15 protein-coding genes, 3 pseudogenes and 1 riboswitch are annotated in these 16,368 nt (G+C 73.3%); of the genes and pseudogenes, 15 read left to right on the top strand and 3 right to left on the bottom strand.

The features are described from left to right. Positions 1-88 precede the first annotated feature (88 nt). The 9 genes from D3105_RS25870 to D3105_RS25830 all read left to right on the top strand — a co-directional run bounded on the left by D3105_RS25870 (position 89) and on the right by D3105_RS25830 (position 10,380). The gene (locus D3105_RS25870; RefSeq protein WP_118905423.1) at positions 89-1,021 is read left to right on the top strand and encodes a carbohydrate kinase family protein; all 933 of its coding nucleotides are present in this window, start codon (positions 89-91) and stop codon (positions 1,019-1,021) included. Between the two features lie 199 nt (positions 1,022-1,220). Next, on the top strand, positions 1,221-2,243 hold the full coding sequence (locus D3105_RS25865; protein WP_118905422.1) for a beta-ketoacyl-ACP synthase 3: 1,023 nt from the start codon (positions 1,221-1,223) through the stop codon (positions 2,241-2,243). Continuing rightward, on the top strand, positions 2,227-3,435 hold the full coding sequence (locus D3105_RS25860) for a beta-ketoacyl-[acyl-carrier-protein] synthase family protein (protein ID WP_118905421.1): 1,209 nt from the start codon (positions 2,227-2,229) through the stop codon (positions 3,433-3,435). The genes D3105_RS25865 and D3105_RS25860 overlap by 17 nt, the downstream gene beginning before the upstream one ends. 61 nt (positions 3,436-3,496) lie before the next feature. Continuing rightward, positions 3,497-5,521 (top strand): acyl-CoA dehydrogenase, encoded by a 2,025-nt coding sequence (locus D3105_RS25855; protein ID WP_118905420.1) that lies wholly within the window; start codon positions 3,497-3,499, stop codon positions 5,519-5,521. Positions 5,522-5,623: 102 nt separating this feature from the next. Then, positions 5,624-5,899, top strand: a complete 276-nt coding sequence (locus D3105_RS25850) for an acyl carrier protein (RefSeq protein WP_118905419.1) — start codon at positions 5,624-5,626, stop codon at positions 5,897-5,899. Then, complete coding sequence (locus D3105_RS25845; protein ID WP_118905418.1) at positions 5,896-7,119, top strand: beta-ketoacyl-[acyl-carrier-protein] synthase family protein; 1,224 nt, start codon at positions 5,896-5,898, stop codon at positions 7,117-7,119. Before D3105_RS25850 ends, D3105_RS25845 begins: the two co-directional genes overlap by 4 nt. Before the next feature lie 109 nt (positions 7,120-7,228). Continuing rightward, positions 7,229-7,415: riboswitch (cobalamin riboswitch) on the top strand. 60 nt (positions 7,416-7,475) lie between these two features. After that, a complete protein-coding gene (locus tag D3105_RS25840) occupies positions 7,476-8,522 on the top strand; it encodes an ABC transporter substrate-binding protein (RefSeq protein ID WP_118905417.1) in 1,047 nt (348 codons plus the stop codon). Beyond that, entirely contained in the window at positions 8,519-9,604 is a 1,086-nt protein-coding gene (locus tag D3105_RS25835) for a FecCD family ABC transporter permease (RefSeq protein ID WP_118905416.1), read from the top strand. Before D3105_RS25840 ends, D3105_RS25835 begins: the two co-directional genes overlap by 4 nt. Next, positions 9,601-10,380: an ABC transporter ATP-binding protein gene (locus tag D3105_RS25830; RefSeq protein ID WP_118905415.1), complete on the top strand. Its 780-nt coding sequence runs from the start codon at positions 9,601-9,603 to the stop codon at positions 10,378-10,380. Before D3105_RS25835 ends, D3105_RS25830 begins: the two co-directional genes overlap by 4 nt. Before the next feature lie 103 nt (positions 10,381-10,483). Here the strand turns inward: D3105_RS25830 and D3105_RS25825 are convergent, their stop codons facing one another. Then, a complete protein-coding gene (locus tag D3105_RS25825; RefSeq protein ID WP_118905414.1) occupies positions 10,484-11,530 on the bottom strand; it encodes a PRC and DUF2382 domain-containing protein in 1,047 nt (348 codons plus the stop codon). Positions 11,531-11,916: 386 nt separating this feature from the next. On the opposite strand from D3105_RS25825, the gene D3105_RS25820 reads away from it, so the two are divergent. Then, positions 11,917-12,480 (top strand): adenosylcobinamide amidohydrolase, encoded by a 564-nt coding sequence (locus D3105_RS25820; RefSeq protein WP_425315761.1) that lies wholly within the window; start codon positions 11,917-11,919, stop codon positions 12,478-12,480. Between the two features lie 33 nt (positions 12,481-12,513). Here the strand turns inward: D3105_RS25820 and D3105_RS25815 are convergent. Both D3105_RS25815 and D3105_RS25810 read right to left on the bottom strand, forming a co-directional pair. Further along, a pseudogene (locus D3105_RS25815) lies at positions 12,514-12,930 on the bottom strand (molybdopterin-dependent oxidoreductase); the annotation flags it as partial. A 128-nt stretch (positions 12,931-13,058) separates the two neighbouring features. Beyond that, positions 13,059-13,952, bottom strand: coding sequence for a helix-turn-helix transcriptional regulator (locus tag D3105_RS25810; protein WP_118905412.1), 894 nt, complete (start codon positions 13,950-13,952; stop codon positions 13,059-13,061). A 222-nt stretch (positions 13,953-14,174) separates the two neighbouring features. On the opposite strand from D3105_RS25810, the pseudogene D3105_RS25805 reads away from it, so the two are divergent. From D3105_RS25805 to D3105_RS35875, 5 genes and pseudogenes are all read left to right on the top strand, one after another. Further along, positions 14,175-14,510 (top strand): annotated as a pseudogene (locus tag D3105_RS25805) (alcohol dehydrogenase catalytic domain-containing protein); the annotation flags it as partial. 109 nt (positions 14,511-14,619) lie between these two features. After that, entirely contained in the window at positions 14,620-15,030 is a 411-nt protein-coding gene (locus D3105_RS25800; protein WP_118905411.1) for a (R)-mandelonitrile lyase, read from the top strand. Positions 15,031-15,126: 96 nt separating this feature from the next. After that, positions 15,127-15,810 (top strand): annotated as a pseudogene (locus D3105_RS25795) (SDR family NAD(P)-dependent oxidoreductase). Then, positions 15,807-16,148, top strand: a complete 342-nt coding sequence (locus D3105_RS35880; RefSeq protein ID WP_240647019.1) for a hypothetical protein — start codon at positions 15,807-15,809, stop codon at positions 16,146-16,148. The pseudogene D3105_RS25795 and the gene D3105_RS35880 overlap by 4 nt, the downstream one beginning before the upstream one ends. Next, the gene (locus D3105_RS35875) at positions 16,091-16,342 is read left to right on the top strand and encodes a cyclophilin-like fold protein (protein WP_338104020.1); all 252 of its coding nucleotides are present in this window, start codon (positions 16,091-16,093) and stop codon (positions 16,340-16,342) included. The genes D3105_RS35880 and D3105_RS35875 overlap by 58 nt, the downstream gene beginning before the upstream one ends. Positions 16,343-16,368 lie beyond the last annotated feature (26 nt).

Genomic DNA, 16,368 nt, shown 5'->3' with positions numbered 1-16,368 from the left:
CGCCCGGTCGCCGAGGCCCGGCACCCGGTCGCCGCCCCCGTTCCCGCCGGCCCGCCCCATGACACCGCACCCCAGGAGACCCACCCCCATGTTCGACCGACTTGAGCCGCTGGTCATCGGCGAATGCGTCGCCGACATCGTCCGGCAGCCGGACCGGGCCGACCGGGTTCACCCGGGCGGCAGCCCCGCGAACGTCGCGTACGGACTGGCCCGGCTCGGCCATCGCCCCACCCTGCTCACCCAGTTGGGCGCCGACGGCCACGGGCGGCTCATCCGGGACCATCTGACCGCCGCCGGGGTCGGGGTCCGCACCGACGACGCCTCCGTGCCGACCCCCTCGGCCGCGGTCACCCTGGACGGCCAGGGGCACGCCACGTACGCCTTCGACATCGGCTGGACCCTGGGCCCGGTCCCGCTCGATCGGACGCCGGGACATGTGCACACCGGCTCGATCGCGGCCGTCGTCGAGCCGGGAGCGGCGACGGTGCTGGCCGCCCTGGAGTCGCTGCGGGCCGCCGCCACCGTCAGCTACGACCCCAACGTGCGACCCGCGTTGATGGGCGAGCGCGCCCGGGCGGTGGACCGCGTCGAGCGCTGCGTCGAGCTGAGCGACGTGGTCAAGGCCAGTGACGAGGACCTGGAGTGGCTGCACCCGGACGAGGATCCGGAGCGGGTCGCCGAGCGATGGCTCGCCGCCGGTCCCGCGCTCGTCCTCGTCACCCGGGGCGGGGCGGGCGCGTTCGCCCGGTTCCCCGGCGGCCGGATCACCGTCGAGGCCCCGGCCGTCGCGGTCGCCGACACCGTCGGCGCGGGCGACGCCTTCATGTCGGGGACCCTCCACGCCCTCGCCGCGCACGGGCTCCTGGGAACGGACGCCCGGGACCGGCTGCACGCCGTGGACCGGGACACCGTCGCCGACGTCCTGCGCCACGCGATCGCCTCCGCCGCCGTGACCGTCTCCCGGGCCGGGGCCAACCCGCCGGGACCCGACGAGCTCCGTGAGGCGCTCGGCGTCAACTGACGCCGCGTCATGACCCGTTCGGCGCAGTCGAACGCACCCTCGTGAGACGTTCCGCCGTTCGTCAACCCGATGCAGTACGACAACGGGATCGGGGCGACGGGTGGCAACGGGGCGACGGGTGGCGAGGAGACGGGCGGCCGACAGCGGGACGGAGCCGGGGACGCGGACGGGCGTCTTAGCGGCCGGGGCGCGCACGGCGGTGCTGCAGGGCGTGGCGGGCTGGGTGCCGGGGGAGCCGGTCGGCAACGAACGGCTCCCGGCCGACTGGGGCGTGGACGACGCCTGGGTCCGCCGCCGCACCGGCATCGGCAGTCGGCACCGTGCCGGACCGGGCGTCGCCACCGGCGACCTCGCGTTCGAGGCGGCCTCCCGGCTGCTGGCCCGCGCCCCGGCGGCGGGCGGGGTGGACGCGGTGGTCCTCGCCACCGCCACCCCCGACCACCTCTGTCCCGGCACGGCCCCCGCGCTCGCCGCCCGGCTGGGGCTCGGCACGGTACCGGCGTTGGACATCGCCGCCGTGTGCAGCGGCTTCGTCTACGGACTCGCCGTCTGCCACGGTCTGGTCACCTCGGGTCTCTACGGGCGGATCCTGCTCGTCGGGGCCGACGTCTACTCGACCTGGCTCGACCCGGCCGACCGCTCGGCGGGCGTCGTCTTCGGCGACGGGGCGGGCGCTGCCCTGGTCGCGGCCGGGCGCCGCGGCGATCCCGGGGAACTGCTCGCGTTCGACCTGGGCAGCGACGGCACGGGCCACGACCTGATCACCGTCCCCGGCGGCGGGGCCCGCGCGCGGGCGAGCGGGAAGCCGCCGGGCCTGGCCGACGGGTTCTTCCGGATGCAGGGCGGCACCGTCTACCAGCACGCCGTGGAGCGGATGACCGGCTCCTGCCGGACGCTCCTGGACCGGGTCGGCTGGGACCCGGCCGAGGTCGACCGCTTCGTACCGCACCAGGCCAACGCCCGGATCCTGCGCGCGGTCGCCGAGCGGGTCGGCATCGCGCCGCAGCGCTGCGTGACCCATCTGGAGCGGGTCGGCAACACCGGCGCCGNGGCCCTGGCCGATGCGGCGGACGGGGGCCGCCTGCGCCCCGGCGACCGGGTGCTGCTCACCGCCTTCGGGGGCGGACTGACCTGGGGCTCGGCGGCACTTCGCTGGCCCGGGACCCCGCAGACCATGTGCATGGACTCTATGGAAGGAACACAGCATGTCGCTCCCCGCTGATCAGGGCACCGAGGCCCGAGCCGGCACCGCCGTCGCGGTGACGGGGGTCGGCCTCGTGACACCCGCAGGGGCGGACGAGCACAGCTTCTGGGAGGGGCTGTGCTCCGGGCGGTCCACCGCCCGGCGGATCGAGGAACTCGCGGGCCTGCCCGTCGACTTCGCCTGTCCGGTCGACGGCATCGACCTGGACGCGGCGGTGGGCGGTCGGTCGGTGTGGCGGATGGCCCGGTTCGTGAAGCTGGCGCTGGTCGCCGGCACCCGGGTCGGCGTGGTGCTCGGCGTCGGCGTCGGCGGCGTCTCCGTACTCGTCGACAACGCGGCCAGGCTGGCCGCCTCCGGTCCCGAGGCGGTCTCCCCGCTTCTCGTGCCGATGATGATCCCCAACGCGGCGGCGGGCGAGGTCGCCATCGCGCTGAAGGCGGGCGGCCCCAGCCTCGCCCCTGCCACCGCCTGCGCCTCCGGGGCCACGGCCGTCGCCGTCGCCCGGGATCTGCTGCTCGGCGGCAGCTGCGACGTGGTGGTCGCGGGCGGCGCGGAGTCGGTGCTGACCCCGCTGGTGGTGACCGCGTTCGCCCGGATGGGTGCGCTGTCCACCCGTACCGGCGAACCGGCCGCCGCCTCGCGTCCGTTCGCCGCCGACCGGGACGGCTTCGTCATCGGCGAGGGCGCCGCCATGCTCGTCCTGGAGCGCGAGGAGGGGGTACGCGCCCGGGGCGGCCGGACGCGCGCCCTGCTCGCCGGGGCCGGCTCCAGCACCGACGCCCACCACCCCACCGCCCCGGCGCCCGACGGACACGGCGCCCAGCGGGCGGTGCAGGCGGCGCTCGACCAGGCGGGCTGGGCGCCGGGCGATGTCGACCACATCAACGCCCACGGCACCTCCACCCCCCTCAACGACGCCATGGAGACCACCCTCATCTCCCGGCTCTTCCCGCACCGGCCGCCGGTCACCGCGCCCAAGGGCGTCACCGGACACACCCTGGCGGCGGCGGGCGCGATCGAGGCGGTGGCCACCGTCCTGACGCTGGAACGTTCCGTCGTCCCGCCGATCGCCAACCTGGACGCGCTCCCCGACGCCTTCCCCCTCGACTGCGTGACGAAGGAGCCCCGTCACCGGCGGGTCGAGACGGCGCTCAGCCACTCCTTCGGCTTCGGTGGCCACAACGTCGCACTGGCCTTCCAACGCGCCTGATATACGGGGGCATTTCGGGACGGCGGGGGTGTCCTCGCCGTTCCTTGATCGTTACTGTGTTGTGACCGTAACCACGAACGACGCGGCCTCGCCGTCCACGAACGATTTGCTCACCGCAGTGCTCTACGGGCCGAACTTCCGCCAGGAGCACGGATTCTGGCGCCGCCTGCTGACAACAGAACCGTTTCGCCGCCCCGGTGGCGGCACCCCCGACGAACGGCTCGCCCTCTCCTACCACCGGCTGCGCATCCTCAACAACGCGCTCGACAGCGGCGCCCGACTCGCCGCTGACCCCCGGGCGCTGGCCGCCCTCCACGAGTGGCTCGGCCCCGTCGACCCGGCGCTGACCACCGTGGCAGGCATCCACTACAACCTCTTCCTCGGCAGCCTCCTCGACCACGACGCCGACACGCGGCGCGACGTGTCGGACTTCCTCGCCCTGCGGCGCGTGGGCACCTTCCTCTGTACGGAGGTGGCGCACGGCAACGACGCGGCGGCCATCGAGACGACCGCGACGTACGACCGCGAACGCGACGGCTTCGTCCTGCACACCCCGCACGCCGGGGCGCAGAAGTTCATGCCCAACACCAGCCCCGCGGGGGGCCCCAAGTCAGGTGTGGTGGCAGCCCGGTTGCTCGTGGACGGCGCCGACCACGGCGTCTTCCTCTTCCTCGCCCCGCTCACCGACGCCCACCGCGCCCTGCCCGGCGTCCGGGTGCGGCGGCTGCCCGCCCGGATGGGCTCCCCGGTCGACCACTGCCTCACCTCCTTCGACCGCTGCTTCGTCCCGCGCGAGGCGCTGCTCGCCGGACAGCAGGGCAGGATCGGCGACGACGGCCGGTTCCACAGCGAAGTCCCCAACCGCAGAAGGCGGTTCCTCACCTCGATCGGCCGGGTCACCCCCGGCAAGCTCTCCATGAGCGCCTGCGCGGTCGGCTCCGCCCGGGTCACGCTGGCCATCGCCGTCCGCTACGCCGGCCACCGAATGATCTCCGGATCGCGCGCCACCCGGCGGATCCCGGTGTACGCGCACCGCACCCACCACGGACCGCTGGCCGGAGCGATGGCCACCGTCTACGCGATGAGCCTGCTCCACCGCAGGGCCCTGGACGGCTGGGAGTCGGCCTCCGAGACGGGCCGGGACGAGGCGGAACGCCTGGTGGCCGTCGCCAAGGGGTGGATCACCTGGCAGGCCCGGGACGTCATCGTCGAATGCCGCGAACGGTGCGGAGCCCAGGGTCTTCTGGAGAACAACGGAATGACCGAGCTGGTCACCGGCATCGAGGGCGCGATCACCGCCGAGGGCGACAACCTCGCCGTCCACGCCAAGGCCGCCGCCGAGATGGTCTTCAGCGCCACCGACCGGGACCCGGCCGAGGCGGACGGCCCCGGCGACCTGGACGACCCCGCCTTCCTCGGCCGGCTGTTCGCGGCTGTCGAGCACCTCTGGTTCGCCCGCGCCCGGACGCGGATGAGCGCCGCCCCGCCCGGCGACCCGCTCGGCCGCTGGAACGCCGCGTCGTCGGCCGCGCTGCGCGGCGTCGAGGCATACGCCTACCGGCAGGCGGACGAAGCGTACGCCGCGGCCGTCGCCACCCTGCCCCAGGGCGCGGCGCGCGAACGGCTGACCGAGCTGCGCCGGCTCTTCGCGCTCCGGTGGATCGCCCGCAACAGCGGCGACCTGCTCGCCTCCGGACGGCTGACCGCCGATCAGGTCACCTTTCTGCCCGACGCGGTGGAGGACGCGACCGTCGTCGTGGCCGACCACACCCCCGCCCTGGTGGCGACCTTCGCCCTGCCCGAGCGCCTGATGTCGGACTGGCCGATCGCCGGACCCCGGTACGCGGACGTCTACGACGACCCCGAGGGGGCCTGGCACCGGAGCCGCAGGGCGGGAATCCGGGGCCGCGCGGCGGAATTCCGGCGGCCCGTCTGCGGCAGCCGGAGGCGCCCGCTGCGCGAGAAGGTCGCGGCGCTCGGCACGCGGGGGGTCCTCCTGGCGTACTGGGGAACCACATCGGTGCTCTCCCGATGGTTCGAGAAGCCGCAGGTGAGCGTAGACGAATCGGTTCGCCGGAAGGCGTAACCGGAAGATCGTCTTCCAGTTATTTCGAGCGGAGGGCGACACCGTTTGCCCGCCGCTCGGACGAGCGCCATGAACCCGACGAAGCCGATGAGAGGAATCACCGTGAAGACCATCCACCCCAAGATCACCGAGGTGCTGACCGGGACGTTCAAGGTGCCCGCCCACGAGGTCCTGCCGGAGTCCACCATGGACAGCCTGGAGATGGACTCCCTCGCGGTCGCCGAGTTCGCCGTCATCATCAAGGAGACCCTGGGCGTCGACGCCGACTCCGAGAAGCTCTACAAGGACGCCACGCTCGCCGACATCTCCGCGTACATCGACGAGGCCGTCGGCAGCGCGGCGGCCGAGGCGACGGTGCCGGTGAGCAACACCCGATGAAGCGACCCGCCATCGCCGTGACGGGACTGGGGATGATCACCCCGGTCGGCCACACCACCGACACGACCTGGGACGGAGTCCGCGCCGGCGTCTCACCGGCCCGCACCGTCCCCGAACTGCAAGGCTGCGCCGTCGACTTCGCCTGTACGGTCTCCGGCATCGACCTCGACGACGCGGTCGGCGGCCGGTCCGCGTTCCGGATGGGCCGGTACGTCAAACTCGCCCTTCTGGCCGCCCGGGAGGCGGTCGCCGACGCCGGGCTCGACCCGGCGCACTGGGACGGGGCCCGGGTCGCCGTCGTGGTCGGCACCAGCAGCGGAGGGTCCGCCGGACTCACCGAACAGGCCGTCGCCCTGGAGCGACGCGGCCCCGAGGCCACCTCCCCTTCGGGCATCCTGCTGACCATCCCGAACATGCCCGCGGCCGAGATCGCCATCGCGATGAAGGCGACCGGACCCAGCCTGGCCCCGTGCACGGCCTGCTCGTCCGGGGTGACCGCGCTGTCGGTGGCCAGGGACATGCTGACGCTGGGCCAGTGCGACATCGCCATCGCCGGGGCCACCGAGTCGATCGTGTTCCCCGTCGCCATGACCGGCTTCGCCCGCTCCGGCGCGGCGGCACCGCGGGACGGCGACCCCGCCCGCCTCTGCCGCCCCTTCGCCGCCGACCGGGCCGGCATCGTCATGGGCGAGGGCGCGGCGATCATGGTCCTGGAACGGGCCGAGGAGGCCCGCGCCCGAGGAGCCGCCCCCCGAGCGCTGATCGCGGGCACCGGGGCCACCACGGACGCCCACCACCCCACCAGCCCGCACCCGGCCGGGGAGGTCGCGCGGGCGGCCGTCGACGCCGCGCTGCGCGACGCGGGCTGGCGGGCCGAGGACGTCGACCACGTCAACGCGCACGGCACGTCGACTCCGCAGGGCGACGCCACCGAAGCCGCCCTCATCGGCCGGGCCTACCCGCACCGGCCGCCCGTCACCGCCCCCAAGGGGGTCCTGGGCCACTGCATGGGAGCGGCCGGCGCCATCGAGGCGGGCCTGACGATCCTCACGCTCCAGCACGGGCTGATCCCGCCGATCGCGAACCTGGACGCCCCCGAGCCCGGGTTCGCCATCGACTGCGTCACCAAGACCGCGCGCGAGGTCCCCGTACGACGGGCCGTCAGCCACTCCTTCGGCTTCGGCGGCCAGAACGCGGTGATCGCCCTCCAGGCCTCGTAAGGCCTGCCCCGGCAAAATCCGCGCGGCCGGTACGGCGGGCAGACCCCGCGCCGCACCGGCCCCGCGGACCGTGACCCGCCGCACTCCGCCCGAACTGCGGGAAGGCGCGTGATAGCTTGCCGGGGCCAGTCGAACCCCAGCGACGGGGTCAGGGAATCCGGTGCGAATCCGGAACTGACGCGCAGCGGTGAGGGGGACGGGCGGGGCCACGGCCACTGGAGCACACGCGTGCTCCGGGAAGGCGTCCCGCCCGGACGAACCCGAGTCCGAAGACCTGCTGGCACCCGCGCCCGCACCGGGGCACGGGAACCGTACGACGGGCTCCGCGGCTGGGCCCAGAGACACAGAGGTCCTTCGTGCTGTCCACGGCCACCCCCGCCCCGATACGTACCGCCGCCCTGCTCGCGGCCGGACTCCTCCTGCTGACCGCCTGCGGCGACGGCGGAAGCACCGGAGCCGCCGACGGGAAGAAGGCCGACGGCTTCCCGCTCACCCTGAAGAACTGCGGGCGCACCGTCACAGTGAAGGCCCCGCCCCAGCAGGCCGTCTCCGTCGACCAGGGGTCCACCGAGATCCTCCTCTCGCTCGGCCTGGCCGACCGGCTCGCCGGTACCGCCACCTGGAGCGACCCGGTGATGAAGGGCCTGGAGAAGGCCAACGCGGGCGTCGAGCGGATATCGGAGAACCGGCCCTCCTCGGAGAAGGTCCTCGACAAGGAACCCGACTTCCTCTCCGCCTCCTTCGCCTCGACCCTCGCCAAGGGCGGCGTCGCCCCGCGCGAACAGTTCGAGAAGCTCGGCGTCCCGACCTACGTCTCGCCCGCCGACTGCGTCGGCAAGGACAACAGCGGCGGCGGCGACGGAGCCCGCACCGCACCCCTGACGATGGACAGCGTCTACACCGAAGTACGCGAACTGGCCCAGGTGTTCGGCGTCCCCGAACGCGGCGACGCCCTGGTGAAGAAGCTCCATGCCCGCGTGAAGAAGGCCACCGACGGCATCGACGCCTCCGACACGTCGCTCCTCTACTGGTTCTCCGACTCCAAGGCCCCCTACCTCGCGGGCTGCTGCGGCGCCCCCGGCGTCATCACCAAGGAGCTCGGAGCGAAGAACGTCTTCGACGACACCCGCGACGAATGGCCCCAGATCAGCTGGGAGACCGTCGCCGACCGCAATCCCGACGTCCTGGTCATCGGCGACCTCAGTCGCACGATGCAGACCGCCGAGAGCGCCGAGAAGAAGATCGAGTTCCTGGAGTCCAACCCGGTCACGAAGACGATGGACGCCGTCAGGAACCGCCGCTACGTGCTCCTCAGCGGCCAGGCCATGAACCCCACCATCCGGACCGTCGAGGGACTGGAGCGCGTCGCGGCCGGACTGCGCGAATTCGGGCTCGCGGGGTGAGCACCGACAGCCGTACGGCCGCAAAGGTGGCCGACGCGGCGCCTGCCGCCGCCCGCCCCGCCCGGGCCGGTGCGCCGCTCGCCGTGCTGCTCTGGAGCGGCGGCCTGCTCCTCCTCATGGCCTCCGTCGCGGTCGCCGTCACCATCGGCCCCGCCCGGATCTCCGTCCCCGACGTCTGGTCCACCGTCGCCGCCCACCTCGGGTTCGGCGCGAGTGACCTGAGCCCGATCCGGGACGGCATCATCTGGAACCTCCGCATGCCGCGCACCCTCCTGGCCGCCGTGTGCGGCGCGGGGCTCGCGGTGTGCGGCACGGTGATGCAGTCGCTGCTGCGCAACCCGCTCGCCGACCCCTTCGTCCTCGGCGTCTCCTCGGGCGCCTCCACCGGCGCGGTCGTGGTGGTCGTCCTCGGGGTCGGCGGGGGAGCGGTGTCGCTGTCGGCCGGGGCGTTCGTCGGGGCGCTCCTCTCCTTCGCCCTGGTGCTGCTGCTCAGCCACACCCTCGGCGGCTCCACCGACCGCGTCGTCCTCTCCGGCGTCGCCGCGATGCAGCTCTTCTCCGCCCTCACCTCCTTCGTCGTGATGACCTCCGCCGACGCCGAGCAGACCCGCGGGGTGCTGTTCTGGCTCCTCGGCTCCCTCAGCGGCGTCGGCTGGAGCGAAGTGGCCCTGTGCTCCGCCGTCCTCGCCGTCTGCCTGGTGATCTGCCTGGCCCACGCCCGTACGCTCGACGCCTTCGTCTTCGGGCAGGACGCCGCCGCCGCGCTCGGCGTGAACGTCGCCCGCACCCGGATCGTGCTGCTGTGCACCACCGCCCTGCTGACCGCCGCCCTGGTCAGCGCGGCCGGGGCGATCGGCTTCGTCGGCCTGGTCCTGCCGCACGCCGCCCGCGCCCTCACCGGCTCCGGACACCGGCGGCTCCTCCCGGTCACCGCGCTCGCCGGGGCGATCTTCCTGGTCTGGGTCGACACCCTCGCCCGGACCGTCCTCGACCCGCAGGAAGTGCCGGTCGGCGTCGTCACCGCGCTGATCGGCGTGCCCGCATTCGTTCTCGTCCTGTACCGCACCCGGAGCACGTCATGAGCGTTTCCACGGGCCTGCGCGCCGACCGCGTCGGCCGCGAGGCGGGCGGCCGGCTCATCCTCGACGGCGTCGCCATCACTCCGCCGCCCGGCTCCACCGTCGGGCTCCTCGGCCCCAACGGCTCCGGCAAGTCCACCCTGCTGCGGATCCTCGCGGGACTTCTCGCCCCGGACACCGGCGTCGTCACCCTGGACGGGGAACCGCTCGCCGGTCTCGGCCGCCGTACCGTCGCCCGCCGGATCGCCGTCGTCGACCAGCACGCGGTCACCCAGGTCGACCTCAGCGTCCTGGACGTCGTACGCCTCGGCCGCATCCCGCACCGGCGCGCCTGGTCCGCCCCGGACCGCACCGACGAGGACGCCGTCTCCGACGCGCTGCGGCGCACCGGGCTCACGGACCGCGCCGGGCAGTCCTGGCACACCCTGTCCGGCGGCGAACGCCAACGCGTCCAGATCGCCCGTGCCCTGGCCCAGCAGCCCCGCGAACTCCTCCTGGATGAGCCGACGAACCACCTCGACATCCAGCACCAGCTGGATCTGCTCGCCCTCGTCGCCGACCTCCCCGTCACCAGCGTCGTCGCGCTGCACGACCTCAACCTGGCCGCGATGTTCTGCGACCGGATCACCGTGATGAAGGCCGGCCGGGTCGTCGCCGGAGGCACCCCGGCCGAGGTCATCACCGAGGAACTCATCGGAGACGTCTACGGAGTGCGGGCGGTCGTCACCCCGGACGGCCCCGACGGCCGCCCCTCGGTACGGTTCCTGCCGCGCCGCTGACGGCGCACGACGCAGGACAGCCCGCCGGGCGGACCCGTTGAACGAGCCCGCCCGGCGGCCGAGGACGTGGAAGCGGCCTTCCAGCCACCTGAGGTCGTGCAGGTCAGCGGCGTCGCCCCTGGCCGAACTCGCCACCGGCGTCCTTGCCGGTGCCCATGTCCTTGCCGTCCGCGTAGTCGATCTTCTCCTTGCGGATCTCGGCGGAGACTTCCTTCTGCTCGGTGACCCGGTTGGTCTCCAGCCGGACCCGCTCCACCGGCACGGCCTCCTTGCGTACGGTGGCGCGTTCCGCGTGCAGCGTGACCTCGACGTCCTGCTCGCCGAAGTCCGTGGTCCCGGTGGTCTTCTCGCCGGGCTGGAGCGGTTCGCGGACCACCCGCACCTCTTCGTGGGAGACCGGCACGGTCCGGGTGACCTCCTCGGTCACCACGTACTTGTGCAGCCGTGCCTTGCCGCTCTCGTACTCCTCCTTGCCGACGTGCAGCTGCTCCTCGGAGCGGATCATCTCGTCCTTGCCGCTCATGTCGGCCGCCCGGGACGTGCCCGCACCGGCGCCCGCCAGCGGGCGTGCCGTGGTGGAGGCGTCCGTGTCGCGGTGCCTGCCCGTACCGCTGCCTGCTCCTGCCATGCCCGCAGCTCCTGTCGTTCCCGCGCCGGCCGTCCCGGCGCTCGTCCCCACCGTGGTCGCCTTGCCGGTCGCCTTGGCGCCGGGGGGCGTTCCGGTCCCCCGGGCCGTGCCCGCGGCACCCGCCGCGCCCATCGCCCCGGTCCCGGCGACGGTCGGCGCGTCCATGCCGCCCGGCCGGTTCTCACCGAGGTTGCCGGACTTCCTGCTCAGGCCGTAGTGCCGGTACAGCTCCTCCTCCTCGGCGACGGAGAGGTGCGCGTCCGCGTCCACCCGGGGCGCGTCCTTGACGCTCTCCTTCGGATGGGCGACGTGCAGGTCGGAACCCACTCGACGGGCTCCGGCGAGCGGGACGAAGCTCTCCTTCATACCGAACAGGCCGGTCTTGACCGTGACCCAGTCGGGCTTGCCGGTGTCGTCGTCGACGTACACCCGGCCCACGCTGCCGACCTTCTCGCCGTCGTTGTCGTACACGGTCAGACCGTCGAGTTCTCCGGAATCCGTGAAACCGTCAGCGGCTCCCATAACCGATTCCTCCTCTCGGGCACGCCCTGTGGTTGGCTCCACCGGAGGTGGCGCGTCCGGATTCCATCGCGCCTCACCCGCATGGACGCTGCAACCGCCCGCCCGCCCCGATCGTGGCTCCCGGAAGCCCGGTACGGGGCCCCGGCCCCGTGCGGCGGCGCCGGGCCACTCCGGAACCCGTTAGGCCAATCGGGTGAGCTGCCGGGGCTCGCATAGGATCGGCGGACCGTGACGGCCGCAGGCCGGACCACCGCCGACCGTCGATCCACCAGAGGTGCGCCATCTCTTCCGTACGTCTCGGGCTGCCCGCGCAACGCGGCGAACTGCGCGACCGGCGCGAGGACGGACAGCACCTCCACCACCTCGTGTGGCGGCTGGGGCCGGGCGTGCGGGTGTGCAGCAGCGCGGTCTTCGGCGGAGGAATCGGCCCCCGGGCCTGGATCCTCAACGCCCAGGTCCCGGGTGGCTACCCGCGCCTCGACCCGGACCGCCACCTCGCAGAGATCGCCGCGGCGGAAGGGCTCACGGGTCCCGGCGCCGGGCTGATGACCGCCGCCGACGTCGCCGCGTACACGACCGCCCAGGACGGCGGGGTCACGGCGACCGTCACGGCAGGCCTGGGCGTACGGGGATGGGCGGCGGCGCCCGAAGACGACCGGGTGCCCTCGTTCCGCCCCGGCACGGTCAACATCGTCGTCACCCTGCCCGCCGGGCTCTCCGACGCCGCCCTCGTCAACGCCGTCGCCACCGCCACCGAGGCCAAGGTCCAGGCGCTGCTGGACGCCGGACTCGACTGTTCGGGCACCCCGACCGACGCCGTGTGCGTCGCCGCCCCCGAACCGGGGCCGGACGGCGGCGAACCCTTCGCCGGACCCCGTTCCACCTGGGGTGCGCGGATCGCCCGCGCCGTACACAGCGCCGTACTGGCGGGAGCCCGCCCGGCCGCGTGACGGGTGTCGGCTCACCGGCACGGCGTGCTGAGGTCAGACCACCGTCACCGGGTGCCGCACCACCGCGTCGAACAGACAACCCTGGGTGTTGTGCGCGATGGCCACCGGCTGCCTGCGCCCCGAACGGTCCGTCGCCCGAGCCAGCAGCACGGCGGGCCCCCGCTCCCTCGGCACCCAGTCGGCCGTCCACCGCACCCAGCTCCCGGCCCGTGGCTCGTCCCGCAGCCGGGCCGCCCGCGACACGATCAGCCGGACCGGACAACCGTGATCGGGCGGCAGCGGCTCGCCGTTCATCTCGTACGCGAGCAGGACGTCGTCCAGCGCCTTGGCCACCGGCAGCGGGCGGCGCGCCCGGCCCAGGTTCACCCCGTCGGTGACCACCTCGGCGTCCAGGCCGCGCGGCAGCACGTCCACCGCGTGCCGCCCGATGCCGGCCCGGCGCAGGACGTCCGTGCCCTTTGACAGCGAAGATGGTCGGGCGGAGGACGCTGACCTGCGGCGACTGAGTTGGGTGTCGATGATTCGTCTCATGGTTCCCGCTACGCGGGACGCAACCTGGGCGGTCAGGTAGCCGTCGGTCAGCCGGTGGCCGATCGTTCGGTGTCCGGGTTGGCTTCCTGGGTGGCGGCCCAGGTGGCGAGGAGGCGCAGCCCCTCCTCGGAGGAGGAGCCGGGCTCGGCGGTGTAGATGGTGAGGGTGAGCCCGGGGATGGCGGCCATGTCCAGGCCCTCGAAGGCCAGGGAGAGGTCGCCGACGGCCGTGTGGTGGAAGTGCTTGGTGCCGGTGCTGTGGTGGCGCACGTTGTGCGCGCCCCAGCGGGTGCGGAAGGCGTCGCTGCGGGTCGACAGCTCCCCGACCAGGTCGTGGAGGTCCTTGTCGTGGGGGTTGCGGCCGGCTTCCGTACGCACGATGGCGACGGTGATGTCGGCGAAGGAGTCCCAGTCGGGGTAGAAGCGGCGGGCGGCGGGGTCCAGGAAGGTGAAGCGGGCCAGGTTCTGCTGGTTGCCCGGTGTCGTGTAGAGGTCGGCGTAGAAGGCGCGGAAGAGGTCGTTGGCGGCGAGGACGTCCATCCGGCCGTTGCGGACGAACGCCGGTCCGGCGGTGATCGCGTCCAGCGTCCACTGCAGGCTGCGGTGCGGTGTCCACTGCCGTGTGGCGGTACGCCGGCGGGGGCGGGTGAGGCTGTCGGAGCCGTCGGCGGCATGGGCCAGGTTCACCAGATGGGCACGCTCGGCGTCATCCAGCCGCAGGGCACGGGCGAGGGCTTCCAGCACGGACGGGGAGACGCCGGAGAGGTTGCCGCGCTCCAGCTTGGAGTAGTACTCCACGCTCATGTCGGCCAGGGCCGCGACCTCGCTGCGGCGCAGGCCCGGCACGCGGCGGCGGGAGCCTGCGGGCAGTCCGGCCTGGTCGGGGGTGATCTTGGCGCGCCGCGAGGTGAGGAACTCGCGGACCTCCTCACGGTTGTCCATGTCTTCGACGGTACGTCGAGCACAGGGCCGAAGGGATGCACTGCCAGTACACCCCTTGTCAGTGAATCGCTACGCGCGTGAAGAGGGCGTTACCTGGAAGGCGTGGTGCTTCCCGTCCCGCCCACCAGGTGGAAACCGGAGGCTCCGCACCCGGCCGGGCGGCCCGCCGCCCGTGCTCCGGGGCCCGCACCCTGTACCCGGTAACGCAAAGGAACCTCTCACATGCGCGGCGCAGTGATTCACGCCCCCGGCGACATCCGCTTCGAGACCCTTCAGGATCCGAAGATCCTCAAGCCGACCGACGCGATCATCCGCACGGCCGTGACCTGCGTGTGCGGCTCCGACCTGTGGCCCTACCGCGGCGCGGAGCCCACCGACCACGCGCACCCGATGGGCCACGAGTACGTCGGCTTCGTGGAGGAAGTCGGCTCCGAGGTGACCGCGGTCAAGCCCGGCCAGCTCGTCGTCGGCTCCTTCGCAACCTCGGACAACACCTGTGCGAACTGCCGCAACGGATTCCCGTCGAGCTGCGTGAACGTCGAGTTCATGACCACCTGCCCTGGACCAGGTCGCCGAGGGCTACCAGGCCATGGACGAGCGCCGCGCCATCAAGACGCTCCTCACCCCCTGACCCGCCCCGCCACGCACGCGTACCAGGAGACTCTCCGTGCAGATCACCCGCAGCTCGATCGACACCGCCAAGGGGCCGGCGGACTGGTTCACCGGCGACGTCTACATCGACGCCGTCGCCGCGGCCCCCGCCCCTTCGAGGGTCACCGCCTCCCTGGTGCACTTCATGCCCGGCGCCCGCACCCACTGGCACCGCCACCCGCTGGGCCAGACCGTCTTCGTCACCGAAGGGGTCGGCCTGTGCCAGCGCCGGGGCGGGCCGGTGGAGGTCATCCGGCCCGGCGACCGCGTCTTGTTCGAGGCCGACGAGGAGCACTGGCACGGTGCCGCGCCGAACCGGCTGATGGTCCACCTGGCCATCAACGAGGGCGACGACGAACACGACGTCGTGCACTGGCTGAACCCCGTCACCGACGAGGAGTACGCCACCGCCCCGGCCCCCGGCTGAACCCGGCCCGCACCGTCCCTCCACCCGAGAACCGCCCCGCTTCCCGAGGCGGGCCCGATGGGGCCCGCCCTGCCCACTTCGTTGAGGAGAACCACCGTGACCACCTTCGCCATCGTCGGCGCCGGCCCCGGCCTGGGGCTGGCCGCCGCCCGCCGCTTCGGGAAAGCGGGCCACCACGTTGCCCTCCTCTCGCGCAGCCCCCAGCACCAGGACAACCTGGTGTAGGAGCTGGCGAGGGAAGACATTGACGCCCGCGGTTTCACCGCCGACGTCCTCGACCCCGCCTCCCTCACCGCAGCCCTGCAAGAGGCCGCGGAGAAGCTGGGGCCCGTCGAGATCCTGCAGTTCAGCCCGGTGCCCCGCGGCGACTTCATGAAGCCTGTCCTGGACACCACCGCCGCCGACCTGGACGACCCGCTGGCCTTTTCCGTCAAGGGGCCCCTCACCTGCGTGAACGCGGTCCTGCCCGGTATGCGGGAGCTGGGCCGGGGCACGCTGCTGTTCGTCAACGGCGGCAGCGCCGTGCGCCCGAAGGCCGGCGTGGCGGGCACCTCGATCGCGTTCGCCGCCGAGAGCGCGTACGCGCAGATGCTCCACACCGCGCTCGCCGACGAGAACATCCACGCCACGCAGCTCATCGTCCCCGGCGCGATCAGCCCCGACTCCGCGACGTCCAGCCCCGAGAAGCTCGCCGAGCTGCTGTACGGCCTGCACACCGACCGCAAGGGCTTCCGTCACTACGCCGAGCCCATGCCCGACCCGCAGGACGGCACCCCATGACCACCTTCACCCTTCGCCGGGCCCTGACCGTCGCCACCACTGGCTTGCTGCTGGCCGCGACCGCCTGCTCGGAAGGCTCGTCCGCCGAGCAGGCCCCCACCACCTCCGCCGTCTCGTCGTCCGCCCCGGCCTCCCCACCGGCTTCGGCGTCCGCGAGCCCGCCCGGATCAGACAGGAGCACTCCGATGGACATCCGCGTCACCATCGACGGCCAAGAGGTCGAGGCGACCTTGAACGACAGCCCCGCCGCCCGCGACCTGGCCTCCTCCTTCCGCTCACCCTGGACCTGGAGGACTTCCACGGGACCGAGCGGATCGCGGACCCGCCGAGGAAGCTGACCACCGAGAACGCCCCGGAACCGCAGGCGCCGAAGACCGGGGACCTCACCTACTTCGCCCCGTGGGGCAACCTCGCCATCTTCTACAAGGACGGCCCCTCCGCCTCCTCCGACCTGCTGGTCCTCGGCCACATCGACGCCGACGCCGACCAGCTCTCCGGGGCAGACCGCATCACCATCGAGGCCGCCCCCTGACCCCGCCCACCCCACATCCTCATACG

The organism is Streptomyces globisporus, from assembly GCF_003501885.1.
Taxonomy (GTDB): Bacteria; Actinomycetota; Actinomycetes; order Streptomycetales; family Streptomycetaceae; genus Streptomyces; species Streptomyces globisporus_D.
Note: the sequence above shows the minus strand (reverse complement) of the source record. Positions and strands in the feature narration are given on the sequence as shown.

Bases quoted from the DNA above. Each gene is read 5' to 3' on its own strand.
- D3105_RS25870 (WP_118905423.1), top strand. From the start codon at position 89: ATGTTCGACCGACTTGAGCCGCTGGTCATCGGCGAATGCGTCGCCGAC.
- D3105_RS25860 (WP_118905421.1), top strand. From the start codon at position 2,227: ATGTCGCTCCCCGCTGATCAGGGCACCGAGGCCCGAGCCGGCACCGCC.
- D3105_RS25845 (WP_118905418.1), top strand. From the start codon at position 5,896: ATGAAGCGACCCGCCATCGCCGTGACGGGACTGGGGATGATCACCCCG.
- D3105_RS25830 (WP_118905415.1), top strand. From the start codon at position 9,601: ATGAGCGTTTCCACGGGCCTGCGCGCCGACCGCGTCGGCCGCGAGGCG.
- D3105_RS25825 (WP_118905414.1), bottom strand. From the start codon at position 11,530: ATGGGAGCCGCTGACGGTTTCACGGATTCCGGAGAACTCGACGGTCTG.
- D3105_RS25810 (WP_118905412.1), bottom strand. From the start codon at position 13,952: ATGGACAACCGTGAGGAGGTCCGCGAGTTCCTCACCTCGCGGCGCGCC.
- D3105_RS35880 (WP_240647019.1), top strand. From the start codon at position 15,807: ATGACCACCTTCACCCTTCGCCGGGCCCTGACCGTCGCCACCACTGGC.